The following is a 22,853-nucleotide window of genomic DNA, read 5'->3' as shown; positions in this document are numbered from 1 at the left end:
ATTGCAGCGTTTAGTCGAGCGCTTTCCAGATTTCGGTGGCGTACTCGCGGATGGTGCGGTCCGAGCTGAACCAGCCCATGCGCGCGGTGTTGAGCACCGCCGAACGCCACCACGCCTTGGAGTCGTGCCAGTGCGCTTCGACCCGTGCCTGGGCGTCCCAGTAGGAATCGAAGTCGGCGCACACCAGGAAGCGGTCGTAGTCGATCAGCCCGTCGATCAGGCCCACGTAGCGGCCCGGATCATCCGGCGAGAACACCCCGCCGCGAATCGCCTGCAGCACGTCGTTGAGACGATGGGATGCAGCAATGTCCGGCCCGGCGCTGAATTCACCGGCGTGCTTGCGGGCTTCCACCTGCTGCGCGCTGAGGCCGAAGATGAACATGTGCTCGGCGCCGACCTGCTCGTGCATCTCCACATTCGCGCCATCCATGGTGCCGATGGTGAGCGCACCGTTGAGGCCGAACTTCATGTTGCTGGTGCCCGAGGCCTCGAAGCCGGCGGTGGAAATCTGCTCCGACAAGTCCGCCGCCGGGATGATGCTTTCTGCCAGGCTCACGTTGTAGTTGGGCAGGAACACCACCTTGAGCAGACCACGTACGGTCGGGTCGTTGTTCACGGTGCGCGCGATGTCGTTGGTCAGCTTGATGATCAGCTTGGCCTGGTGATAGCTCGCCGCCGCCTTGCCCGCGAAGATCTTCACCCGCGGCACCCAGTCGGTGCCCGGCTCGGCACGGATCGCCTGGTACAGCGCCACGGTGTGCAGCAGGTTCAGCAGTTGGCGCTTGTACTCGTGGATACGCTTGACCTGTACGTCGAACATCGCCGCCGGGTTGACCGAAATGCCCAGGCGCTCATGGATGATCTCGGCCAGCGCACGCTTGCTGTGCAGGCGCTGGTCGGCGAAGGCTTTGCGGAAGGCCTGTTTCTCGGCGAAGGTTTCAAGCTCCGTCAGGCGGGTTTCCATGGTGTCGAGAATGTCCGGCCCCAGCGCTTCCACCAGCATCTGCGTGAGCTTGGGGTTGGCCTGGTACAGCCAGCGGCGGAAGGTAATGCCGTTGGTTTTGTTGTTGATGCGTTCCGGGTAGAGCTTGTGCAGTTCGGAGAACACGGTGCTGCGCATCAACTGGGTGTGCAGGCCGGATACGCCGTTGACGCTGTGGGAACCGAGGAACGCCAGGTTGCCCATGCGCACGCGGCGGCCGTTGTCTTCTTCGATCAGCGAAACGGCGCGCAGCACGTCGAAATCGTGGATGCCTTTGGCGCGCAGCGAGTCGATGTGCTGGGCATTGATCAGGTAGATGATCTGCATGTGCCGGGGCAACATGCGCTCCATCAAGCCGACCGGCCAGGTTTCCAGGGCTTCAGGCAGCAGGGTGTGGTTGGTGTAGGACAGCGTTTCGACGGTCACGTCCCACGCGGCTTCCCAGGGAATGTCGTGCAGGTCCACCAGTTGACGCATCAGTTCGGCCACGGCGATGGACGGGTGAGTGTCGTTGAGCTGGATCGCGGCGTGTTCGCCCAGGCTCAGGACCGAGCCGTGCATGTTCTTGTGGCGGCGCAGCAGATCCTGCAACGAAGCGGAGACGAAGAAGTACTCCTGGCGCAGGCGCAGTTCCTGCCCGGCTTCGGTGCTGTCGGCCGGGTAAAGCACGCGGGAAATACTTTCGGCGCGGGCCACTTCGGCGACGGCGCCCAAGTGGTCACCGGCGTTGAAGCGCTCCAGGTGCAAGTCCTCAACGGCGCGCGCACGCCACAGGCGCAGGGTATTGACGCTGGCACCGCGCCAGCCGACCACCGGCGTGTCGTAGGCAACCGCGCGCACGGTTTCGCCGGGCGTCCACACCTGGATCATCTTGCCGGACGCATCCGGCAGGGTTTCGACGCTGCCGCCAAAACCAATCGGGTAAATCACTTCGGCGCGTTCGAATTCCCATGGGTTGCCGAAATCCAGCCAGCGTTCGGTCTGCTCCTGTTGCCAGCCATCGACAATCGCCTGGCGGAACAAGCCGTGCTCGTAGCGGATGCCGTAACCATGCCCGGCGATGCCGAGGGTGGACATGCTTTCCATGAAGCACGCGGCCAGACGCCCCAGACCACCGTTGCCGAGCGCCGCATCGGGCTCCAGCAGACGAATGCGCTCAAGGTCGACGCCCAGCTCAGCCAGTGCGTCGCGCGCGATCTCCAGTACGCCCAGATTGCTCAAGCTGTCGTAGAGCAAGCGGCCAATAAGAAATTCCAGCGAGAGGTAATACACCCGCTTCTGGCCTTTGCGGTAGATACGCCGCGTGTGGTCCATCCAGTGGTCGACCATCTGGTCGCGGGCGGCCAGGGCAATGGCTTCGAACCAGTCGTGGTCGAAGGCGTGATCCGGGTCCTTGCCCACCGCGTAAGTGAGTTTGGTCAAGACGGCATCGCGAAATGCGGCTACCTCTGCTTCTCGTGCAAGTGGTTCCTGAGACATCAATTGCGACCTCGGGCGAGATAGAAGGAGTTGCTAGAGCCTAGACCGTCTGACAGACGGTAGCGGCTGCGGTTCGTCAGTTTTTTAACTCATTAACGGTTTGGTGAATTTGATGCAGGCGCCGTGCCCGCTTTTGGCTCAGGCGTGCCTTTTGGCTGAAACCCGCAAAATATTGTTCAAAAAACCACCAATCCCGGTATGATCGCGCGCCCTGCTACCGCCCCACCCTGGAACCTTGATGAAGCCTCAACTGATCGCCGCCGCGGAACTCGACCGTCTGGAAACCTGGCAGAAATATTCCGCCCACATGTGCGGCGGCTGCGTGTCCAGCTGCTGCACGCTGCCGGTAGAGGTGAAGATCAAGGACCTGATCCGCATTGGCATCGTCGACGAATTCGAGCGCGGTGACCCGCCGAAGAACATCGCCAAGCGGTTGCAGAAGGAAGGCATCGTGGAGCGCTACAACAACAAATCCGAGATCTTTACCCTGCAGCGCATGAGCAACAACGATTGCCTGTACCTGGATCGTAAGACGCGCTTCTGCACTATTTATGACAAGCGCCCGGATACCTGCCGCAACCACCCGAAAATCGGCCCGCGGCCGGGGTACTGCGCGTACAAGCCGAAGGAAGTGGTGCGCGAGACCAAGTTCAAGACCCTCGATAAGTTCTGATTCGGGTTTTGTGGGGCTGTTGAGGGCCCTATCGGGGGCAAGCCCCTCCCACATTTTGATCTGTGAACACATTCAAAGGCGGGAAGAGGCTTGCCCCCGATGAGGCCAGTACGGCCACCACCAAAACTGCAGGCATAAAAAAACGCCCCCGGCCTTTCGACCGGGGGCGTTTTTATTCAGCCTGAGTTAACTCAGTTCTTGGATTTCTTGGCAGCGCGGGTACGCTCGCCTTCGTCCAGGATCTTTTTACGCAGGCGGATCGACTTAGGCGTCACTTCGCACAGCTCGTCGTCCTGGATGAATTCCAGGGCCTGTTCCAGGGTGAAGCGAACAGGTGGGACCAGAGCGATGGTTTCGTCTTTGCCCGAAGCACGCATGTTGTCGAGCTTCTTGCCTTTGGTTGGGTTGACGCCCATGTCGTTGTCACGGCTGTTCAGACCAACGATCTGACCGTTGTAGATCTCTTGACCGTGTTCAACGAACAGCTTGCCACGCGCCTGGAGGGTTTCCAGGGAGTAGGTCAGCGCCTTGCCGGTTTCTACCGATACCAGAACACCGTTCTGACGACCGGACATGTCGCCGGACTTCATGGTGTCGTAGCGATCGAAGATCGAGGTCAGGATGCCAGCGCCGTTGGTCAGGGTCAGGAACTGGTTACGGAAACCGATCAGACCACGAGCAGGGATGTTGTATTCCAGACGTACACGGCCCTTGCCATCCGGCACCATGTTGGTCAGGTCGCCCTTACGCAGGCCCATCTCTTCCATGACCTTGCCCTGGGATTCTTCAGGGGTGTCGATGGTGACGTTTTCGAACGGTTCCTGCTTCACGCCGTCAACCTGACGGATGATCACTTCCGGACGACCAACACCCATTTCGAAGCCTTCGCGACGCATGGTTTCGATCAGTACCGAGAGGTGCAGCTCACCACGGCCGGAGACTTTGAACTTGTCAGCCGAGTCGCCTTCTTCAACGCGCAGTGCAACGTTGTACAGCAGCTCTTTGTCCAGACGCTCCTTGATGTTACGGGAGGTCACGAACTTGCCTTCCTTGCCGCAGAACGGCGAGTCGTTCACCTGGAAGGTCATCGAAACGGTTGGCTCGTCAACGGTCAGAGGCTTCATCGCCTCGACAGTGTCCGGCTGGCACAGGGTGTCGGAGATGAACAGCGAGTCCATGCCGCTGACGCACACGATGTCGCCGGCAAATGCTTCTTCAACGTCGATGCGGTGCAGACCGTGGTGGCCCATCAGCTTCAGGATACGACCATTACGCTTCTTGCCGTCGGCGCCGATAGCCACAACCGGGGTGTTCGGCTTGACGCTGCCACGGGCAATACGGCCAACGCCGATAACACCCAGGAAGCTGTTGTAGTCCAGTGCCGAGATTTGCATCTGGAACGGACCTTCACGGTCAACTTTCGGCGGCGGTACGTTGTCGACGATCGACTGGTACAGCGGGGTCATGTCTTCAGCCATGTCGGTGTGGTCAAGACCAGCAATACCGTTCAGGGCCGAGGCGTAGATCACCTGGAAATCGAGCTGTTCTTCGGTGGCGCCCAGGTTGTCGAACAGGTCGAAGATCTGGTCCAGAACCCAGTCCGGACGCGCGCCTGGACGGTCAACCTTGTTGATGCACACGATCGGACGCAGGCCGGCTTCGAACGCCTTCTTGGTCACGAAACGGGTTTGCGGCATAGGGCCGTCTTGAGCGTCAACCAGCAGCAGCACGGAGTCGACCATCGACATTACGCGTTCTACTTCGCCGCCGAAGTCGGCGTGGCCCGGGGTGTCCACGATGTTGATGTGGTAGCCGTTCCAGTTGATTGCGGTGTTTTTCGCCAGGATGGTAATACCGCGCTCTTTTTCCTGGTCGTTGGAGTCCATCACGCGCTCGTCGTTGAGCTCGTTGCGCTCCAGGGTGCCGGATTGACGCAGGAGTTTGTCTACCAGGGTGGTTTTACCGTGGTCAACGTGAGCAATGATGGCGATGTTACGTAGATTTTCGATCACTTGTGTATCTCGATCAGAGGATTCGGTGTGCTGACAGGTCGTGGCAGCGATTAACAGTAGAGTCAGGCCTTGCCGTTACAGCTTGACGGCAGAGTCGGGGGGCCGGTGACGCAGGCCACAGGCAAACAGCCCCGGGCTCTTAGCTCGGTCGATAAACGCGCACATTGGCATGCCCCTCACTGAGCAAATGGTGGGCATGCAGGCGACTCATCACGCCTTTGTCGCAATACAGCAGGTACTGACGGCTGTTATCCAGTTCCTTGAAACGCGCGTTCAATGCATAGAACGGCAGCGTTTGTACGTCGATGCCGGCGATTTCCAGCGGCTCATCCTCGGCGGCATCCGGGTGACGGATATCGACGACGATCTGACCGGCCAGGGCTTCGCTGACTTCTTCGATCTGCACATCCTGGCCCAACTCGTCGATCACGCGATCGATCGGGACCAGTTTGGCGTTCTCGAGCGCACGCTCCAGAACCGCCATATCAAACTGTTGTTCTTCATACTCCACGCGGTTGCGCTTGGCGTGGGTCTTGGGGTTCACCGAGATGACCCCGCAGTATTCCGGCATATGCTTGGCGAAATCGGCGGTGCCGATTTCTTCGGCCAGGTCGATGATGTCCTGCTTGTGGCTGGCGATCAGCGGGCGCAACACCAGCTTCTCGGTCACGCAGTCGATCAGCGACAGGTTGGGCAGCGTCTGGCTGGCCACCTGGGAGATCGCTTCGCCGGTCACCAGCGCGTCGATCTGCAACTGATCGGCAATGCGGGACGCAGCGCGCAACATCATACGCTTCAAAACCACGCCCATATGACTGTTATCGACTTTAGCGAGAATTTCGCCCAGCACTTCCTCAAACGGCACGCTCACAAACAGCACGCGCTGGGAGCTGCCGTACTTCTTCCAGATAAAGTGCGCGACTTCCATCACGCCCAATTCGTGTGCACGCCCGCCCAGGTTAAAGAAGCAGAAGTGGCTCATCAGGCCGCGGCGCATGATCTGGTAGGCCGCCACCGTGGAGTCGAAACCACCGGACATGAGCACCAGGGTCTGTTCCAGGGCGCCCAGCGGGTAGCCGCCGATGCTGTTGTGCTGGCTGTGGATCACAAACAACCGTTGGTCGCGAATCTCCATGCGCACTTCAATTTGCGGCGCTTTGAGGGAGATTCCGGCCGCGCCGCACTCGCGACGCAGCTTGCTGCCGACGTATTTCTCCACATCCATGGAGCTGAACGGATGCTTGCCGGCGCGCTTGCAGCGTACCGAAAAAATCCTGCCTTCCAGCTCATCGCCAAAGTGCAGTTTGCACTTCTCGGTGATGTCATCGAAGTCGCCCAGCGGGTACTCGTCCACCTGCAGGAAATGCGCGATGCCCGGCATGCAGCTCAGGCGCTCGGTCATGTCCTTCAGGGCTTTGGCGTCGGTCAGGCGGGTTTCCAGCTCGAGGTTGTCCCACACACCGTTGACCACCACAGCCGGGTCCAGATCGCGGAGCACGGCACGGATGTTCTTGGCCAACTGACGGATGAAACGCATCCGTACCGGTCGGCTCTTGATGGTGATTTCAGGGAAGACTTTTACGATTAATTTCATGGAAACAGCGCGTGCCGGGCCTGCTGAAAAAGGGGGGCGCGGATTATAGCGGAAATCGCTCAAGGTTTAACCAGTTAATATGCACTGCACTTGACGCGCACTAAATGCGTGCATTTTCATCGGGCAACGCTACATTGCAGTGCGCATCTTTTTGCCATTTGTCGTTATGCACCTTTATAGGGTCGCATTTGGAGCACAAAACCCATGTTGGCGCACTGGCATGCAATTTGCTCTCTTGTGAGGCAGGTTGCCATGGCGGACTATCCGCGCCGGCATCACCCACATTCTAAGGGCTAACTCCACTACCCCAGCCCGAAGCCACCCGGAGGACACCATGTCGAAGTCGGTTCAACTCATCAAAGATCATGACGTTAAATGGATTGATCTGCGCTTCACGGACACAAAAGGCACTCAGCACCACGTGACCATGCCGGCTCGCGACGCGCTGGATGATGCTTTCTTCGAAGAAGGCAAAATGTTCGACGGTTCCTCCATTGCTGGCTGGAAAGGCATCGAAGCTTCCGACATGATCCTGATGCCGGACGACAGCACTGCCGTACTCGACCCGTTCACCGAAGAGCCTACCCTGATCCTGGTATGCGACGTGATCGAGCCTTCGACCATGCAAGGCTACGACCGCGACCCGCGTGCGATCGCCAAGCGTGCCGAGGAATACCTGAAGTCGACCGGTATCGGTGACACCGTATTCGTGGGCCCGGAGCCAGAGTTCTTCATCTTCGACCAAGTGAAGTTCAAGTCCGACATCTCCGGCTCCATGTTCAAAATCTACTCCGAGCAAGGCTCCTGGATGTCCGACCAGGACGTGGAAGGCGGCAACCATGGCCACCGTCCAGGCATCAAAGGCGGCTACTTCCCGGTGCCACCGTTCGACCACGACCACGAAATCCGTACCTCCATGTGCAACGCCATGGAAGACATGGGCCTGGTCATCGAAGTGCATCACCACGAAGTGGCCACTGCCGGCCAGAACGAAATCGGTGTGAAGTTCAACACCCTGGTAGCCAAGGCTGACGAAGTTCAGACCCTGAAATACTGCGTACACAACACCGCCGTTGCCTACGGCCGTACCGCGACCTTCATGCCAAAGCCTCTGTACGGCGATAACGGTTCGGGCATGCACGTTCACCTGTCCATCGCCAAAGATGGCAAGAACACCTTCGCTGGCGAAGGCTATGCCGGCCTGTCCGACACCGCCCTGTACTTCATCGGCGGCATCATCAAGCACGGCAAGGCCCTGAACGGCTTCACCAACCCGTCGACCAACTCCTACAAGCGTCTGGTCCCAGGTTTCGAAGCGCCGGTGATGCTGGCCTACTCGGCCCGTAACCGTTCGGCCTCGATCCGTATTCCTTACGTGTCCAGCCCGCGCGCTCGCCGTATCGAAGCACGTTTCCCGGATCCGGCAGCCAACCCGTACCTGGCCTTCGCTGCGCTGGTCATGGCTGGCCTGGACGGCATCCAGAACAAGATCCACCCTGGCGACGCCGCCGACAAAAACCTGTACGACCTGCCGCCTGAAGAGGCCAAGGAAATCCCGCAAGTGTGCGGCAGCCTGAAAGAGGCCCTGGAAGAGCTGGACAAGGGCCGTTCGTTCCTGACCAAAGGCGGCGTGTTCAGCGACGACTTCATCGATGCCTACATCGAGCTCAAGAGCGCTGAAGAAATCAAGGTGCGCACCTTCGTACACCCACTGGAATACGAGCTGTACTACAGCTGCTGATCCGGTAGCGCCGCCTAAGGCGGCGTGATGAAAAAAGACCTCCTTCGGAGGTCTTTTTTTTGCCTGAGCATGAAGAATGCGGGACGGGGCATACCCCGATGGCAGAGTGTCAGGCAATACCTGTATAACCTGACCCACCGCCATCGGGAGCAGGCCCCCTCCCACAAGGAGATCACCTTTGAAAGTACGTTTTTTGTTTGCCTTGATGTTTGCCAGCGCCACCGCCAGTGCCGCGCCGCCCACCCTTGAGCCGCTGCTCAACAGCATCGCCGAGCGTCTGGAGATCGCCGACCAGGTGGCCCTGAGCAAGTGGGACAGCCACAAGCCTGTGGAAGACAGGAAGCGCGAGCAGGAAGTGATCGCCAGCGTTGTCGCCCAGGCACCGAGCTACAAGCTCGACCCTGCCGCCGCCGAGCAGTTCTTCTCGGCACAGATCGAAGCGAACAAACTGGTGCAGTACACCCACTTGTCCGACTGGCAGTTCCAGGGCAAGGCGCCCGACGATCCGCGCCCTGACCTGGTCAAGCAAATCCGCCCGCAATTGGATGAGCTGCAAAAGAGCCTGCTCAAGCAACTGGCTGATTTCACCCCTCAGCGCACGGATCCGCAGTGCCCGCAATGGCTGGCCGAAGCCGTGCATGAACCGCTCAACGACCCGCTGCGCCAGTTGGCGATGATCCGCGCCACGGCCGAGTTGTGCATCTACAAAGGCTAGGCCTGTAACCCGATTAAAAATGTGGGAGGGGGCTTGCCCCTCCCACATTGGCCTGTATGCATTCAGGACCCTCTCTGACACCTTCCTGAACAACCTTCACAAAATCGCACTATATTAGTGCGACAGTCTGCACCCTACCCATTCGCCGATCCCATTTTGGTTCGAAACTTCCCGCTCAAGCTGGCAGAACGCCACAGTTTCGCGCCTGAACCCCCTATTTCAGGGCCTGCGCGCTTCTTTTCGGAGCCTTGGTTTGGTTTTTGCATTTTCCTTGTATCAGCGTGTGCCTCAAGCCTGCGCCTTGCTCCAAAAGAGGTCCTGATGACCATCAGCGATGCACTGCACCGTTTGTTACTCGACAACCTGACCACCGCGACCATCCTGCTCAATGCCGACTTGCGCCTTGAGTACATGAACCCCGCGGCGGAGATGCTCCTGGCCATCAGCGGCCAGCGCAGCCATGGGCAGTTCATCAGCGAATTGTTCACCGAGTCCGCCGAAGCCCTGAGCTCGTTGCGCCAGGCGGTCGAGCAGGCACACCCGTTTACCAAGCGCGAAGCGATGCTCACCGCCCTCACCGGCCAGACGCTGACCGTCGACTACGCCGTAACCCCCATCCTGAGCAACGGCGCCACTCTGCTGCTGCTGGAAGTGCACCCGCGTGATCGCTTGCTGCGCATCACCAAGGAAGAAGCCCAGCTGTCCAAGCAGGAAACCAGCAAGATGCTGGTGCGCGGCCTGGCCCATGAGATCAAGAACCCCCTCGGCGGTATTCGCGGCGCAGCGCAGTTGCTCGCGCGCGAGCTGCCCGAGGAGCATCTCAAGGACTACACCAACGTCATCATTGAAGAGGCCGACCGCCTGCGCAATCTGGTGGACCGCATGCTCGGTTCCAACAAGCTGCCGTCCCTGGCGATGACCAACGTGCACGAAGTGCTCGAACGCGTCTGCCAACTGGTCGAGGCCGAAAGCCAGGGCTGCATCACGCTGGTGCGCGACTACGACCCGAGCATTCCCGACGTATTGATCGACCGCGAACAGATGATCCAGGCGGTACTCAATATCGTGCGCAATGCCATGCAGGCCATCAGCAGCCAGAACGAGTTGCGCCTGGGCCGCATCAGCCTGCGCACCCGCGCGTTGCGCCAGTTCACCATTGGCCACATACGCCATCGCCTGGTCACCAAGGTCGAGATCATCGACAACGGCCCGGGCATTCCTGCGGACCTGCAGGACACCATTTTCTTTCCCATGGTCAGCGGCCGTCCGGACGGTACCGGACTGGGCCTGGCCATTACCCAGAACATCATCAGCCAGCATCAGGGCCTGATCGAATGTGAGAGCCATCCCGGCCACACCACGTTCTCGATCTTTCTGCCACTGGAACAAGGAGCCCCATCGACATGAGCCGTAGTGAAACTGTCTGGATCGTCGATGACGACCGTTCTATCCGCTGGGTCCTGGAGAAAGCCCTGCAACAGGAAGGCATGACCACCCAGAGCTTCGACAGCGCCGACGGCGTCATGAGCCGCCTGGCGCGTCAGCAGCCCGACGTGATCATCTCCGACATCCGCATGCCCGGCGCCAGTGGCCTGGACCTGCTGGCGCGGATTCGTGAGCAGCACCCGCGCCTGCCGGTGATCATCATGACCGCGCATTCGGACCTGGACAGCGCTGTCGCCTCCTATCAGGGCGGGGCTTTTGAATACCTGCCCAAGCCGTTCGACGTGGACGAGGCGGTGGCGCTGGTCAAACGCGCCAACCAGCACGCCCAGGAACAGCAGAATCAGGAAGCGCCACCGGCCCTGACCCGCACCCCGGAAATCATCGGCGAAGCGCCAGCGATGCAGGAAGTGTTTCGCGCCATCGGCCGCTTGAGCCATTCCAACATCACCGTGCTGATCAACGGCGAGTCGGGCACCGGCAAGGAACTGGTGGCCCACGCCCTGCACCGTCACAGCCCTCGGGCAGCGTCGCCGTTCATTGCATTGAACATGGCCGCCATCCCCAAGGACCTGATGGAATCCGAACTGTTCGGCCACGAGAAGGGCGCGTTCACCGGCGCGGCCAACTTGCGTCGCGGACGCTTCGAACAGGCTGACGGCGGTACGCTGTTCCTCGATGAAATCGGCGACATGCCGGCCGATACCCAGACCCGCCTGCTGCGCGTACTGGCGGACGGCGAGTTCTACCGGGTTGGCGGACACACGCCGGTCAAGGTAGATGTGCGCATCATCGCTGCGACCCACCAGAACCTGGAAACCCTGGTGCATGCGGGCAAATTCCGTGAGGACTTGTTCCACCGCCTCAATGTGATCCGCATCCATATTCCGCGCATGTCGGACCGTCGCGAAGACATCCCCACCCTCGCGCGCCACTTCCTCAGCCGCGCTGCCCTTGAGCTGGCGGTTGAGCCGAAGTTGCTGAAAACCGAGACCGAGGAATACCTCAAGAACCTGCCGTGGCCGGGCAACGTGCGCCAGCTGGAAAACACCTGCCGCTGGATCACGGTGATGGCGTCCGGGCGCGAAGTGCATATCAGCGACCTGCCGCCGGAATTGCTGAGCCTGCCGCAGGATTCAGCCCCGGTGACCAACTGGGAACAGGCCCTGCGCCAATGGGCCGACCAGGCGCTGGCACGCGGCCAGTCGAACCTGTTGGACAGTGCGGTGCCGGCGTTCGAGCGGATCATGATCGAAACCGCGCTCAAGCATACGGCCGGGCGTCGTCGCGACGCGGCGGTGTTGCTGGGTTGGGGACGCAATACCCTGACGCGCAAGATCAAGGAGCTGGGGATGAAGGTGGATGGCGGGGACGACGACGAGGGCGATGACGCCTGATACTTGTCAGCATCCATCACCGTTCAAATGTGGGAGGGGCTTGCTCCCTCCCACATTTGGATCTGCATACACATTCGGAACGTGCACCGCTTCAATGCACCATGAACCGGCATCGGGCATGAACACCGCGCCCAAAAACCAGACCCATTGAAAAAAAGTTTAAAGCTGAAAACACCAAAGCCCCGTATTCCGGGGCTTTGCGCTTTATGGCAAACGTTTTTAGCAAACCATGCAAACTCTGGCACGCGCCCTGCAATAACCCTTGTACAACCCAGTTTCGGGGACCTTGGTACAGGCAGGCCGAGAATCCCCTCTTTAACACCGAAGCCTCTGGCTTCACCCCGTTTTGGGAGCCCTGGTACAGGCAGGCCGGGAACTCCCTCTTTTATTGCTCCTGGAGATGGACCTCCAACCGCCAGCGGTCGTCGAACGACTCGCCCTTCCACTCCCCGCGCAGCGGCCGAGCTGACACCAGGTTCAGCAGCAGGCCACCATCGGTCTTGCGCACGCGCCAGTTCACCAGACTTTCATTGACCTGCAATTGCCCTCCGGCAGACTTGCCCTGCGCGCCGAACAGCAGTGCCACAGTGCCGTCGATGTGTTCGCCATGCAGCTTGGGTTCGCGGTTGAACCACACCACGACGCCGTCAGCGACAGTCTCCACCCGCAGCAGCTCCACCGGGTCCGGAATGGTCAGGCGACCAATCATCAACCCCACCATCAAGCCGACAATGGCCAAAGAGCCCATCACACGCGGCAATAGCTTCGGCCTCGGATCGTCTTCAGGGGTAGAATGCAGCGCATCTTTGCCTTCGGAGCCGTGCATGTTTCACGTCATCCTTTTTCAACCAGAAATTCCGCCGAATACCGGCAACGTTATCAGGCTGTGCGCCAACAGTGGCTGCCACCTGCATTTGATCGAGCCTCTGGGCTTCGACATGGACGACAAGCGCCTGCGCCGCGCCGGGCTGGACTACCACGAGTACGCCACGCTCAAGCGCCATGCCGACCTTGCCAGTTGCCTGGAAAGCCTGGGCCACCCCCGGCTGTTCGCGTTCACCACCAAGGGTTCGCGGCCCTTCCATGATGCCAGTTTTGCCGACGGCGACGCGTTCCTGTTCGGCCCGGAAAGCCGTGGCCTGCCGGCCGAGGTGCTCGACGCGCTGCCCGAGGGTCATCGCCTGCGCCTGCCGATGCGCGAGGGCTGCCGCAGCCTGAACCTGTCCAACACCGTAGCCGTCGCCGTGTACGAAGGCTGGCGCCAACTCGGTTTCAAATAACACACATAACAAATGTGGGAGGGGGCTTGCCCCCGATAGCGGTGGATCAGCCAGCTTATCTGTAGCTGACCCACTGCAATCGGAGGCAAGCCCCCTCCCACATTTTTACGGCATCGACTTATTGAACGGTCGACGTGCCTTCCTGTTGCATGCGCTGCAGCTCTTGCGCGTACAGCGCATCGAAGTTCACCGGAGCCAGCATCAGCGCCGGGAACGAGCCACGGGTAACCAGGCTGTCCAGGGTCTCACGGGCATACGGGAACAGGATGTTCGGGCAGAACGCGCCCAGGGTGTGGCTCATGGACGCTTCGTCCAGGCCCTGGATCAGGAAGATACCGGCCTGTTGCACTTCGGCGATGAAGGCCACTTCTTCACCGTTCTTGACGGTAACCGACAGAGTCAGCACGACTTCATGGAAGTCACCTTCCAGCGCCTTTTGACGGGTGTTCAGGTCCAGCGCAACGCTTGGGGTCCATTCCTGACGGAAGATGGCCGGGCTTTTCGGCGCTTCGAACGACAGGTCACGCACGTAGATGCGCTGCAGCGAAAATTGTGGGCCTTGGGCTTCTGCTGCTTCGGTGTTCTGTTGGTCAGTCATCGCAGGTCCTTGATCTTGGGGGCTGTTAGGGTTGGGAGTCAGGCGAGCAGCGCATCGAGCTTGCCGCCGCGCTCAAGGGCAAACAGGTCGTCGCAACCACCGATGTGCTTGGCGCCGATCCATATCTGCGGCACGGACGTGCGCCCCGCCTTCTGGGCCATTTCGGCGCGCACCTGGGGTTTGCCGTCGACCTTGATCTCTTCGAAGGCAACGCCCTTCTTCTCCAGCAAGGCCTTGGCCCGTATGCAGTAAGGGCACCAATCGCTGGAATACACGACAACCTGGCTCATATCACTTCACCAGCGGCAGGTTATCGGCCTTCCAGCTGCCGATACCGCCAGACAGCTTGGCGGCGGTGAAACCAAGCTTGAGCATTTCGCGAGCGTGGGTGCCGGCGTGCTGGCCCTGGGCATCGACCAGAATGATGGTCTTGGCCTTGTGCTTTTCCAGCTCGGGCAGGCGCGCGATCAGCTTGTCCTGAGGAATGTTCAGGGCACCGACGATGTGGCCGGCGGCGAAATCCTTGGCCGGGCGAATGTCCACCACGACGGCCTCGTCCTTGTTGACCAGCGAGGTCAGCTCCGACGTGCTCAGGCTGCGGCCACCACGGCTCATCTCGTGAGCGATCAGCAGCGCCAGCAGGATGACGAAAGCACCCACGAGCAGATAGTGGGCAGTGGCAAATGCAATCAGGTGATCAACCATCAAGGAGGTTCCAGGGCGTTAAAATGGCGGTAAGTATACACAGCCGTCAGGGGGGGCCAACCCCTGTAAAGCGGTGACTCAGTCTGAACTTCGCTTTAAACTGCCACTCACTTTTCAAACGCCTTCCTTTATTACCGCCGCGAGAGGATCTATGACTACCACGCCTAAACCTTTGGTCCTGATAATTCTCGATGGCTTCGGACACAGTGAAAGCCACCACGACAACGCGGTATACGCGGCGCGCAAGCCGGTGCTGGACCGCCTGACCGCCACCGTGCCCAACGGCCTGATCTCCGGATCGGGCATGGACGTGGGCCTGCCGGACGGCCAGATGGGCAACTCGGAAGTGGGCCACATGAACCTCGGCGCCGGACGAGTGGTATACCAGGACTTCACGCGCGTCACCAAAGCGATCCGCGACGGCGAGTTCTTCGAGAACCCGACCATCTGCGCAGCGGTCGATAAAGCAGTGGCCGCCGGCAAGGCCGTGCACTTCATGGGCCTGCTGTCCGACGGCGGCGTACACAGCCATCAGGACCACCTGGTCGCCATGGCCGAGCTTGCCTTCAAGCGCGGCGCCGAGAAGATCTACCTGCACGCCTTCCTCGATGGCCGCGACACTCCGCCAAAAAGCGCGCAATCGTCCATCGAACTGCTGGACGCCACCTTCGCCGCCCTGGGCAAGGGCCGCATTGCCAGCCTGGTCGGGCGCTACTTCGCCATGGACCGCGACAACCGCTGGGACCGCGTCGCCCAGGCCTACAACCTGATCGTCGACGGCCAGGCCGAATTCAATGCCGCCACCGCCCAGCAAGGTCTTGAAGCGGCCTATGCGCGTGGCGAGAGCGACGAGTTCGTCAAGGCCACCACCATCGGCGAGCCGGTGAAGGTCGAAGACGGCGACGCTGTGGTATTCATGAACTTCCGCGCCGACCGCGCCCGCGAGCTGAGCCGCGTGTTCGTCGAAGATGGCTTCAAGGAGTTCGAGCGCGCGCGCCAGCCCAAAGTCCAGTACGTGGGCCTGACCCAATACGCCGCCAGCATCCCGGCCCCCGCCGCCTTTGCCGCGAGCAGCCTGGACAACGTGCTGGGCGATTACCTGGCCAAAAATGGCAAGACCCAGCTGCGCATCGCCGAGACCGAGAAGTACGCCCACGTAACTTTCTTTTTCTCCGGTGGGCGTGAAGAACCATTCCCGGGCGAAGAACGCATCCTGATCCCATCGCCAAAAGTGGCCACCTACGACCTGCAGCCGGAAATGAGCGCGCCTGAGGTGACCGACAAAATCGTCGATGCCATCGAGCACCAGCGTTATGACGTGATCGTGGTCAACTACGCCAACGGCGACATGGTCGGCCACAGCGGCAACCTGCAAGCGGCGACCAAGGCCGTGGAATGCCTGGACCTGTGCGTGGGTCGCATTGTGGATGCGCTGGAAAAGGTCGGCGGCGAAGCCCTGATCACCGCCGACCACGGCAATTGCGAGCAGATGTCCGACGAATCCACCGGTCAAGCCCACACCGCCCACACCACCGAGCCGGTACCGTTCATCTATGTGGGCAAGCGCGATTTCAAGGTGCGTCACGGCGGCGTACTGGCAGATGTGGCGCCGACCATGCTGATGCTGATGGGGATGGAGAAGCCCAAAGAGATGACCGGGACCTCGATCCTGGTTTAAGTCTATAAAACACCAAAGGACAGTGTGGGAGGGGGCTTGCTCCCTCCCACCTGTACTTCCAGTGTTTAGTCGATATCTTTTCGCCACACTCGCGCCACTCGGCGCATAACTTGCTCGCGAGTCCCAATTGGGCGTTTTTTTTGCCGCGCTTGGCGGGCATACTAGGCCGTCCATTTCCCTGGTGTCGCCCGCCTCTATGCTTCGCGCCTTGATTACCCTTGCTCTTGTCTGCCTGCTCCAACCGGCGTTTGCCGATGAGCGCGCACAAACCCAACAACAGTTGGACGCTACGCGTCAGGACATTACCGAGCTGAAAAAACTGCTCGGCAAACTCCAGGAAGAAAAATCCGGGGTGCAGAAAGACCTGCGCGGTACGGAAACCGAGATGGGCAAGCTGGAGAAGCAAGTCCAGGAGCTGCAAAAAGAACTAAAGAAGAGCGAGTCGGAACTGGAGCGACTCGACGCTGAGAAAAAAAAACTCCAGAGTGCACGCGTTGAACAGCAACGCCTGATTGCGATCCAGGCCCGCGCCGCTTACCAGAGCGGCCGCCAGGAATACCTCAAGCTGCTGCTCAATCAGCAGAACCCCGAGAAATTCGCACGCACCCTGACCTATTACGATTACCTGAGCAAAGCGCGGCTGGAGCAATTGAAAGGGTTCAACGAAACCCTGCGCCAGTTGGCCAATGTCGAACAGGAAATCGCCGACCAGCAATCGCAGCTGCTCGACCAGAAAACCGTCCTCGATACCCAGCGTGACCAGCTCGACAAGGTACGCAAGGAACGCCAGCTGGCCCTTGCCAAGCTCAACGACGACGTCAAGGCCCGCGACGCCAAGTTGCAGGCCCGCGTGCAGGACCAGGCCGACCTGGCCAAGGTGCTCAAAACCATCGAGGAAACCCTGGCCCGCCAGGCTCGCGAGGCTGAAGAGGCGCGGCAAAAAGCGCTGATCGCCCAGCAGGAAGCCGAAAAAAAGCGCCAGCGTGAGGCCGAACAGGCGGCCACCACCGACGCGCCAGCGCCGCGTAAACCGGCGCGTGCAGCGCCCGGCCCGCTGGTTTCCAGCACCGGCGAGTCGTTCGGCGGCCCTTTTGCTTCAGCACGCGGCAAACTTCCATGGCCGGTTGATGGTCGATTACTGGCACGCTTTGGTGAAACCCGTGGCGATGACACCCGCGCCAAGTGGGATGGCGTGATGATCAGCGCCGCTGCCGGCAGCCAGGTCCACGCCGTTCACGGTGGGCGCGTGGTGTTCGCCGATTGGCTGCGCGGCGCTGGCCTGCTGGTGATTCTTGACCACGGCAATGGCTATTTGAGCCTTTACGGCCACAATCAGACATTACTCAAGTCGGCAGGTGATGTTGTAAAAGCCGGTGAATCCATCTCCACTGTGGGTAACAGTGGTGGCCAGGACACCCCGGCGCTGTACTTCGCTATTCGTCAGCAGGGCCGCCCGAGCGACCCTGCACAATGGTGCCGTTCCCAAGGATAGGGCCGTACCTACATTAGGAGTTCGTTCGACATGCTGCATTTGTCCCGCCTCACTTCGCTGGCCCTGACGATCGCCCTGGTGACCGGCGCGCCGCTGGCTTTCGCCGATCAGGCCGCTGCGGCCGCACCCGCCGCCACAGCCGCGACCTCTGCCGCGACCACCAAGGCGCCGTTGCCGCTGGACGAGCTGCGCACCTTTGCCGAGGTCATGGACCGCATCAAGGCAGCCTATGTCGAACCGGTAGACGACAAGACCCTGCTGGAAAATGCCATCAAGGGCATGCTCAGCAACCTCGACCCGCACTCTGCGTACCTTGGCCCGGAAGATTTCGCCGAGCTGCAGGAAAGCACCAGCGGTGAGTTCGGTGGCCTGGGCATTGAGGTGGGCGCTGAAGACGGCCAGATCAAAGTGGTCTCGCCAATCGACGACACCCCGGCGTCCAAGGCCGGCATCCAGGCCGGCGACTTGATCGTCAAGATCAACGGCCAGCCCACCCGCGGCCAGACCATGACCGAAGCCGTCGACAAGATGCGCGGCAAGCTCGGCCAGAAAATCACCCTGACCCTGGTGCGCGACGGCGGCAACCCGTTTGACGTGACCCTGGCCCGCGCGACCATCACGGTCAAGAGCGTGAAGAGCCAATTGCTGGAGTCGGGTTACGGCTACATCCGCATCACTCAGTTCCAGGTCAAGACCGGCGACGAAGTGGCCAAGGCCCTGGCCAAGCTGCGCAAGGACAACGGCAAGAAACTCAACGGCATCGTGCTCGACCTGCGTAACAACCCGGGCGGCGTGCTGCAATCGGCGGTGGAAGTGGTCGACCACTTCATCACCAAGGGCCTGATCGTCTACACCAAGGGCCGCATCGCCAATTCCGAGCTGCGTTTCTCGGCCACCGGTAACGACCTCAGCGAAAACGTGCCACTGGCCGTGCTGATCAACGGCGGCAGCGCCTCGGCCTCGGAAATCGTCGCCGGTGCCCTGCAGGACCAGAAGCGCGGCGTGCTGATGGGCACCACCAGCTTCGGCAAGGGCTCGGTGCAAACCGTGTTGCCGCTGAACAACGAGCGCGCCCTGAAAATCACCACTGCGCTGTACTACACGCCGAACGGGCGCTCGATCCAGGCCCAGGGCATCGTGCCGGACATTGAGGTGCGCAAGGCCAAGATCACCAACGAGATCGACAGCGAGTATTACAAGGAGGCCGACCTGCAAGGTCACCTGGGCAATGGCAACGGCGGCGCCGACCAGCCTACCGGCAGCGGCGCCAAAGCCAAGCCGATGCCACAGGACGACGACTACCAGTTGGCCCAGGCGTTGAGCCTGCTCAAGGGCCTGAGCATCACGCGCAACCGTTGATATGCGCCTTGCCCTGATTATCGCCGTGCTGTGCAGCCTGGCAGGTGTCGCCCACGCGACGCCTGCCGGCGAATCTCAAAAGGCCTACCTGACCCTGATCATCGACGACCTGGGGCAAAACCTGCCACGGGATCGGCGTGTGCTGGCCCTGCCTGGGCCGGTCACCACCGCGATCATGCCCGACACGCCCCACGCCGCCGAATTCGCCCGCGAAGCCCACAAGGCCGGCAAGATCGTGATCCTGCACATGCCCATGGACCCGGCCACCGGCCCGTTCGCCTGGCACCCTGAATTGCCCATCGAGGAACTCGGCAAGCGCCTCGACGCCGCCTTCGAAGCCGTGCCTTTCACCGCTGGCATCAACAATCACATGGGCAGCCGCATGACCGCCCAGCCGCAGGCGATGGCCTGGCTGATGGGCGAGCTGCAGCGTCGTCACAAGTTCTTTGTCGACAGCCGCACCAGCGCGCAGACCGTTGCCGCCGCCGAGGCGCAAAAGATTGGCCTGGCCAGTGTCTCGCGGGATGTGTTTCTGGATGACGAACGCACCGAAGCGGCCATCACCACCCAACTGCAAACCGCGATCAAGCTGGCGCACAAGCAGGGATCGGTGGTGATGATCGGCCACCCTTATCCGCAAACCCTGGCGGTGCTGGAGCGCGAACTGCCCCGGCTCAAGGCACAAGGCGTCGAATGGATCGATATCAAATCGATGATCAGCCTGCGCAGCAATCAGGCCATGGGCCGCCATGGCAAGAACGGCCAGTACCGTTAGCCAAGATGGCGACATACCACTGTGGGAGCAGGATTGCCCTAATGCTATTCAGTTAAGAGCAGACCCCTATGTGAGCGGCGGTGTGCCTGGCCTGCGAAAGCGGTGCGTCAGTCAGCATCCATGTTTACCGGGCCGACGCCTTCGCAGGCAAGCCAGCTCTTATCAAACACAAAATAACGTATTGATTTTAAAACCTGAAGTTTCAGTCAGCCACATTCCTGTGGCGAGCAGGCTTGTCCTGCGTTGGGCTGCGCAGCAGCCCCAAAACCAGGCGCTGAGCCGTATCAGGTACACCGCGTTTTGCTTGATTGGGGGCGCTTCGCACCCCAACGCGGGGCAAGCCCGCTCGCCACAGAGGCCCCAGTTTGCTGCGCGACAGCGCTAAGTCGAAGACTTGGCGGAGCCTCCCACATTTTTGACTGTGTTTGTCCCGCTGATTGCCGTGCTGCAGTCGTGGGAGCTGGTGACTGCAGGTTAAAGGTAGCGCGCCATGATCTCGTCGACCACGCCGTCTTTACGCAATTGATCCAGCGTGGCCTGAAGCTTCGCCACCAGTTCATCCGACACGTTCTTGTTCAACGCGAGGTAGAGTTGAGCGCTATTGAAGCGCAGCACCGTCTTGAGCCCCGTCACGCCCACCTGACGCGCCAGATAACGCCCGGCGGGATCGCCGGTGGCCCAGAGGTCGATCTGGCCGTCCATGAGTCGTTGCGCATTGTCCTGATCGCGCAGCACAACCAGCGGCTTTAGGCCTTGCCTGTCCAGGGTCTGGGCAATGGCATCACCCTTGTAGGCACCGATTTTATAGCGGCGCGCCTGCTCGAGGCTGCTGAGCTCAATCCTGCTGTCGGCCTTGGCCAGCAGCACCCAATCATCCGGGCCGATGGGGCCTACCCATTTGAACAACGCTTCACGCTCGGGCAGGCGCGCCATCACGAAAACGCCGTAGCCGGGTTTTTCCAGGGTGAGTTTATAGATGCGCTCCCAGGGGAACCGCAGGGTGAGGTTGTAGGCAATGCCGGCACGCTTGAAGGTCTCGCGCACGATATCTGCGGCGATGCCTTCGATGTTCTCGTCCCTGGCGAAGTTCTTGCCGTTTTTCGCCATGTTGTAGGGCGGAAAATTTTCCGTCAGCAACACCAGCGCGGCGTCAGAGGGTTCGTCGGCGTGGGCCGCACCAGCCAACAGCAGGGACGTGGCAAGCAGGAGTTGTTTGAACATGTAGGCTACCGGAATCCATGGCAAGCGCAGAGAGTGCCGCGCGCCTGCCATGCTGTCCAGCAGCGTTTAGCGCACCACGATACCGCGCGCGGCCATGTAGGCCTTGGCCTCGGGAACGGTGTATTCGCCGAAGTGGAAAATGCTCGCCGCCAGCACTGCGCTGGCGTGGCCTTCGATCACGCCATCGGCCAGGTGCTGCAGGTTGCCGACGCCGCCGGAGGCAATCACCGGGATGCCGAGCGCGTCGCTGATGGCGCGGGTCACGCCCAGGTCGAAGCCGTTTTTCATGCCGTCCTGATCCATGCTGGTCAGCAGGATTTCGCCCGCACCCAGGCCTTCCATCTTCATCGCCCACTCCACCGCGTCCAGGCCGGTCGGCTTGCGCCCGCCGTGGGTGAAGATCTCCCAGCGCGGGGTTTCGCCGGGGCCCGAGACTTTCTTGGCGTCGATGGCGACCACAATGCACTGCGAGCCGAAGTGCTGCGCAGCCTCGCCGACGAACTCCGGATTGAACACTGCGGCGGTGTTGATCGAGACCTTGTCGGCACCGGCGTTGAGCAGGTTGCGAATATCCTGCACGGTGCGTACGCCACCGCCCACGGTCAGCGGGATGAACACCTGGCTGGCCATGCGCTCGACGGTATGCAGCGTGGTGTCGCGGCCGTCGACGCTGGCGGTGATGTCGAGAAAGGTAATCTCGTCGGCACCCTGCTCATCGTAGCGACGGGCGATTTCCACCGGGTCGCCGGCATCCCGGATGTTCTCGAACTTGACGCCCTTGACCACGCGACCGTTGTCGACGTCCAGGCAAGGGATGATGCGTTTGGCCAGCGCCATGGGCTTATCTCCGATAAGAGTTGCAAGCTTTGAGCTGCAAGCTGCAAGTAGAAGCGGGTCTGCTTTTACTTGCAGCTTGCAGCTTACAACTTGAAGCTGGCCTCATAGCCATCACACAGGGCCTGAGCTTCGGACACATCCAGGGTGCCCTCATAAATCGCACGGCCGGTGATGGCGCCGATGATGCCAGGCGCCTTGGCGTCCAGCAGCGACTTGATGTCGCCCAGGTTGTGGATACCGCCAGAGGCGATCACCGGGATTTTCGTCGCGGCGGCCAGCGCAGCGGTAAACGGCACGTTGCAGCCCTGCATCATGCCGTCCTTGGCGATATCGGTATAAACGATGGCGGAGACGCCGTCGGCTTCGAACTGCTTGGCCAGATCGATCACCTGCACGGTGCTGATTTCAGCCCAGCCGTCGGTGGCGACGAAACCGTCCTTGGCATCCAGGCCCACGATCACCTTACCGGGGAACGCGCGGCAGGCCTCGGCGACGAAGGCCGGGTCTTTCACGGCCTTGGTGCCGATGATCACGTAGCTCACGCCCGCCTTGACGTAGTGCTCGATGGTTTCCAGCGAACGGATACCGCCACCGATCTGGATCGGCAGGTTGGGGTAGCGTTTGGCGATGGCAGTGACCACCTCACCATTGACCGGCTGGCCTTCGAAGGCGCCGTTCAGGTCCACCAGATGCAGGCGACGGCAGCCCCCTTCCACCCACTTGGCGGCCATGCTCACCGGGTCATCGGAGAACACGGTGGAGTCTTCCATGCGGCCCTGGCGCAGACGTACGCAAGCGCCGTCCTTGAGATCGATAGCGGGGATAATCAGCATCTGGCAAACCTTATTCGATATTCAGCAATGCTTGGGAAA

The 22,853-nt window shown here is 60.8% G+C and carries 20 protein-coding genes; 10 read left to right on the top strand and 10 right to left on the bottom strand.

Features of this window, described 5'->3' with window-relative positions:
- Positions 1–10: 10 nt before the first annotated feature.
- Positions 11–2,461, bottom strand: a complete 2,451-nt coding sequence (locus RHM60_RS18310) for a glycogen/starch/alpha-glucan phosphorylase (RefSeq protein ID WP_209987464.1) — start codon at positions 2,459–2,461, stop codon at positions 11–13.
- 238 nt (positions 2,462–2,699) lie between these two features.
- On the opposite strand from RHM60_RS18310, the gene RHM60_RS18305 reads away from it, so the two are divergent.
- A complete protein-coding gene (locus RHM60_RS18305) occupies positions 2,700–3,134 on the top strand; it encodes a YkgJ family cysteine cluster protein (protein WP_024072902.1) in 435 nt (144 codons plus the stop codon).
- 191 nt (positions 3,135–3,325) lie between these two features.
- Here the strand turns inward: RHM60_RS18305 and typA are convergent, their stop codons facing one another.
- A complete protein-coding gene (typA, locus tag RHM60_RS18300) occupies positions 3,326–5,146 on the bottom strand; it encodes a translational GTPase TypA (RefSeq protein ID WP_057008554.1) in 1,821 nt (606 codons plus the stop codon).
- Positions 5,147–5,285: 139 nt separating this feature from the next.
- Complete coding sequence (gene thiI, locus RHM60_RS18295; protein WP_209987462.1) at positions 5,286–6,740, bottom strand: tRNA uracil 4-sulfurtransferase ThiI; 1,455 nt, start codon at positions 6,738–6,740, stop codon at positions 5,286–5,288.
- Between the two features lie 334 nt (positions 6,741–7,074).
- Between thiI and glnA the strand changes: the two genes are divergently transcribed.
- The 4 genes from glnA (at position 7,075) to ntrC (ending at position 12,036) form a co-directional block, all read left to right on the top strand.
- Positions 7,075–8,481, top strand: coding sequence for a type I glutamate--ammonia ligase (gene glnA / locus RHM60_RS18290; protein WP_057008556.1), 1,407 nt, complete (start codon positions 7,075–7,077; stop codon positions 8,479–8,481).
- A gap of 205 nt (positions 8,482–8,686) precedes the next feature.
- The gene (locus tag RHM60_RS18285) at positions 8,687–9,196 is read left to right on the top strand and encodes a chorismate mutase (RefSeq protein ID WP_416195185.1); all 510 of its coding nucleotides are present in this window, start codon (positions 8,687–8,689) and stop codon (positions 9,194–9,196) included.
- A gap of 321 nt (positions 9,197–9,517) precedes the next feature.
- Complete coding sequence (glnL, locus tag RHM60_RS18280; RefSeq protein WP_003237475.1) at positions 9,518–10,603, top strand: nitrogen regulation protein NR(II); 1,086 nt, start codon at positions 9,518–9,520, stop codon at positions 10,601–10,603.
- Positions 10,600–12,036 (top strand): nitrogen regulation protein NR(I), encoded by a 1,437-nt coding sequence (gene ntrC / locus RHM60_RS18275; RefSeq protein ID WP_057008558.1) that lies wholly within the window; start codon positions 10,600–10,602, stop codon positions 12,034–12,036. The genes glnL and ntrC overlap by 4 nt, the downstream gene beginning before the upstream one ends.
- A gap of 385 nt (positions 12,037–12,421) precedes the next feature.
- Here the strand turns inward: ntrC and RHM60_RS18270 are convergent, their stop codons facing one another.
- Positions 12,422–12,862: a hypothetical protein gene (locus RHM60_RS18270; RefSeq protein WP_322212416.1), complete on the bottom strand. Its 441-nt coding sequence runs from the start codon at positions 12,860–12,862 to the stop codon at positions 12,422–12,424.
- Between RHM60_RS18270 and RHM60_RS18265 the strand changes: the two genes are divergently transcribed.
- On the top strand, positions 12,861–13,316 hold the full coding sequence (locus RHM60_RS18265; protein ID WP_209987451.1) for a tRNA (cytidine(34)-2'-O)-methyltransferase: 456 nt from the start codon (positions 12,861–12,863) through the stop codon (positions 13,314–13,316). The two genes, RHM60_RS18270 and RHM60_RS18265, sit on opposite strands and share 2 nt — an antisense overlap.
- A gap of 118 nt (positions 13,317–13,434) precedes the next feature.
- On the opposite strand, the gene secB is transcribed toward RHM60_RS18265, so the two are convergent.
- From secB to RHM60_RS18250, 3 genes are read right to left on the bottom strand one after another with little or no spacing between them, the layout of a single operon-like run.
- Positions 13,435–13,914 carry a protein-export chaperone SecB gene (secB, locus tag RHM60_RS18260; RefSeq protein WP_057008561.1) on the bottom strand — a complete coding sequence of 160 codons (480 nt, stop codon included), beginning with the start codon at positions 13,912–13,914 and terminating at the stop codon, positions 13,435–13,437.
- A 38-nt stretch (positions 13,915–13,952) separates the two neighbouring features.
- Positions 13,953–14,204 (bottom strand): glutaredoxin 3, encoded by a 252-nt coding sequence (grxC, locus tag RHM60_RS18255; protein ID WP_322212415.1) that lies wholly within the window; start codon positions 14,202–14,204, stop codon positions 13,953–13,955.
- A gap of 1 nt (position 14,205) precedes the next feature.
- Positions 14,206–14,619 carry a rhodanese-like domain-containing protein gene (locus RHM60_RS18250; RefSeq protein ID WP_003237494.1) on the bottom strand — a complete coding sequence of 138 codons (414 nt, stop codon included), beginning with the start codon at positions 14,617–14,619 and terminating at the stop codon, positions 14,206–14,208.
- A gap of 151 nt (positions 14,620–14,770) precedes the next feature.
- Between RHM60_RS18250 and gpmI the strand changes: the two genes are divergently transcribed.
- The 4 genes from gpmI to RHM60_RS18230 all read left to right on the top strand — a co-directional run bounded on the left by gpmI (position 14,771) and on the right by RHM60_RS18230 (position 19,923).
- Positions 14,771–16,297: a 2,3-bisphosphoglycerate-independent phosphoglycerate mutase gene (gpmI, locus tag RHM60_RS18245; protein WP_322212414.1), complete on the top strand. Its 1,527-nt coding sequence runs from the start codon at positions 14,771–14,773 to the stop codon at positions 16,295–16,297.
- Positions 16,298–16,493: 196 nt separating this feature from the next.
- Positions 16,494–17,789 carry a murein hydrolase activator EnvC family protein gene (locus RHM60_RS18240; protein ID WP_209987446.1) on the top strand — a complete coding sequence of 432 codons (1,296 nt, stop codon included), beginning with the start codon at positions 16,494–16,496 and terminating at the stop codon, positions 17,787–17,789.
- Positions 17,790–17,819: 30 nt separating this feature from the next.
- The gene (locus tag RHM60_RS18235; protein ID WP_231422701.1) at positions 17,820–19,148 is read left to right on the top strand and encodes a S41 family peptidase; all 1,329 of its coding nucleotides are present in this window, start codon (positions 17,820–17,822) and stop codon (positions 19,146–19,148) included.
- Between the two features lies 1 nt (position 19,149).
- Entirely contained in the window at positions 19,150–19,923 is a 774-nt protein-coding gene (locus RHM60_RS18230) for a divergent polysaccharide deacetylase family protein (RefSeq protein ID WP_322212412.1), read from the top strand.
- A 474-nt stretch (positions 19,924–20,397) separates the two neighbouring features.
- Here RHM60_RS18230 and RHM60_RS18225 read toward each other — a convergent pair whose 3' ends face one another.
- The 3 genes from RHM60_RS18225 to hisA all read right to left on the bottom strand — a co-directional run bounded on the left by RHM60_RS18225 (position 20,398) and on the right by hisA (position 22,814).
- Positions 20,398–21,144 (bottom strand): substrate-binding periplasmic protein, encoded by a 747-nt coding sequence (locus tag RHM60_RS18225; protein WP_231422699.1) that lies wholly within the window; start codon positions 21,142–21,144, stop codon positions 20,398–20,400.
- A gap of 66 nt (positions 21,145–21,210) precedes the next feature.
- On the bottom strand, positions 21,211–21,981 hold the full coding sequence (gene hisF / locus RHM60_RS18220) for an imidazole glycerol phosphate synthase subunit HisF (RefSeq protein ID WP_003171107.1): 771 nt from the start codon (positions 21,979–21,981) through the stop codon (positions 21,211–21,213).
- An 83-nt stretch (positions 21,982–22,064) separates the two neighbouring features.
- The gene (hisA, locus tag RHM60_RS18215) at positions 22,065–22,814 is read right to left on the bottom strand and encodes a 1-(5-phosphoribosyl)-5-[(5-phosphoribosylamino)methylideneamino]imidazole-4-carboxamide isomerase (protein WP_322212411.1); all 750 of its coding nucleotides are present in this window, start codon (positions 22,812–22,814) and stop codon (positions 22,065–22,067) included.
- Between the last annotated feature and the right edge of the window lie 39 nt (positions 22,815–22,853).

The sequence above is a fragment of the Pseudomonas sp. MH9.3 genome, from assembly GCF_034354675.1.
In the GTDB taxonomy this organism is placed as follows: domain Bacteria; phylum Pseudomonadota; class Gammaproteobacteria; order Pseudomonadales; family Pseudomonadaceae; genus Aquipseudomonas.
The sequence above is the reverse complement of the archived record's forward strand: the minus strand, read 5'-3'. Positions and strand labels throughout refer to the sequence as shown.

Excerpts from the sequence above, each read along its gene's own strand:
- RHM60_RS18310 (WP_209987464.1), bottom strand. The coding sequence starts at position 2,461 with ATGTCTCAGGAACCACTTGCACGAGAAGCAGAGGTAGCCGCATTTCGC.
- RHM60_RS18305 (WP_024072902.1), top strand. The coding sequence starts at position 2,700 with ATGAAGCCTCAACTGATCGCCGCCGCGGAACTCGACCGTCTGGAAACC.
- thiI (WP_209987462.1), bottom strand. The coding sequence starts at position 6,740 with ATGAAATTAATCGTAAAAGTCTTCCCTGAAATCACCATCAAGAGCCGA.
- glnA (WP_057008556.1), top strand. The coding sequence starts at position 7,075 with ATGTCGAAGTCGGTTCAACTCATCAAAGATCATGACGTTAAATGGATT.
- RHM60_RS18285 (WP_416195185.1), top strand. The coding sequence starts at position 8,687 with ATGTTTGCCAGCGCCACCGCCAGTGCCGCGCCGCCCACCCTTGAGCCG.
- glnL (WP_003237475.1), top strand. The coding sequence starts at position 9,518 with ATGACCATCAGCGATGCACTGCACCGTTTGTTACTCGACAACCTGACC.
- ntrC (WP_057008558.1), top strand. The coding sequence starts at position 10,600 with ATGAGCCGTAGTGAAACTGTCTGGATCGTCGATGACGACCGTTCTATC.
- RHM60_RS18265 (WP_209987451.1), top strand. The coding sequence starts at position 12,861 with ATGTTTCACGTCATCCTTTTTCAACCAGAAATTCCGCCGAATACCGGC.
- RHM60_RS18270 (WP_322212416.1), bottom strand. The coding sequence starts at position 12,862 with ATGCACGGCTCCGAAGGCAAAGATGCGCTGCATTCTACCCCTGAAGAC.
- secB (WP_057008561.1), bottom strand. The coding sequence starts at position 13,914 with ATGACTGACCAACAGAACACCGAAGCAGCAGAAGCCCAAGGCCCACAA.
- grxC (WP_322212415.1), bottom strand. The coding sequence starts at position 14,204 with ATGAGCCAGGTTGTCGTGTATTCCAGCGATTGGTGCCCTTACTGCATA.
- RHM60_RS18250 (WP_003237494.1), bottom strand. The coding sequence starts at position 14,619 with ATGGTTGATCACCTGATTGCATTTGCCACTGCCCACTATCTGCTCGTG.
- gpmI (WP_322212414.1), top strand. The coding sequence starts at position 14,771 with ATGACTACCACGCCTAAACCTTTGGTCCTGATAATTCTCGATGGCTTC.
- RHM60_RS18240 (WP_209987446.1), top strand. The coding sequence starts at position 16,494 with ATGCTTCGCGCCTTGATTACCCTTGCTCTTGTCTGCCTGCTCCAACCG.
- RHM60_RS18235 (WP_231422701.1), top strand. The coding sequence starts at position 17,820 with ATGCTGCATTTGTCCCGCCTCACTTCGCTGGCCCTGACGATCGCCCTG.
- RHM60_RS18230 (WP_322212412.1), top strand. The coding sequence starts at position 19,150 with ATGCGCCTTGCCCTGATTATCGCCGTGCTGTGCAGCCTGGCAGGTGTC.
- RHM60_RS18225 (WP_231422699.1), bottom strand. The coding sequence starts at position 21,144 with ATGTTCAAACAACTCCTGCTTGCCACGTCCCTGCTGTTGGCTGGTGCG.
- hisF (WP_003171107.1), bottom strand. The coding sequence starts at position 21,981 with ATGGCGCTGGCCAAACGCATCATCCCTTGCCTGGACGTCGACAACGGT.
- hisA (WP_322212411.1), bottom strand. The coding sequence starts at position 22,814 with ATGCTGATTATCCCCGCTATCGATCTCAAGGACGGCGCTTGCGTACGT.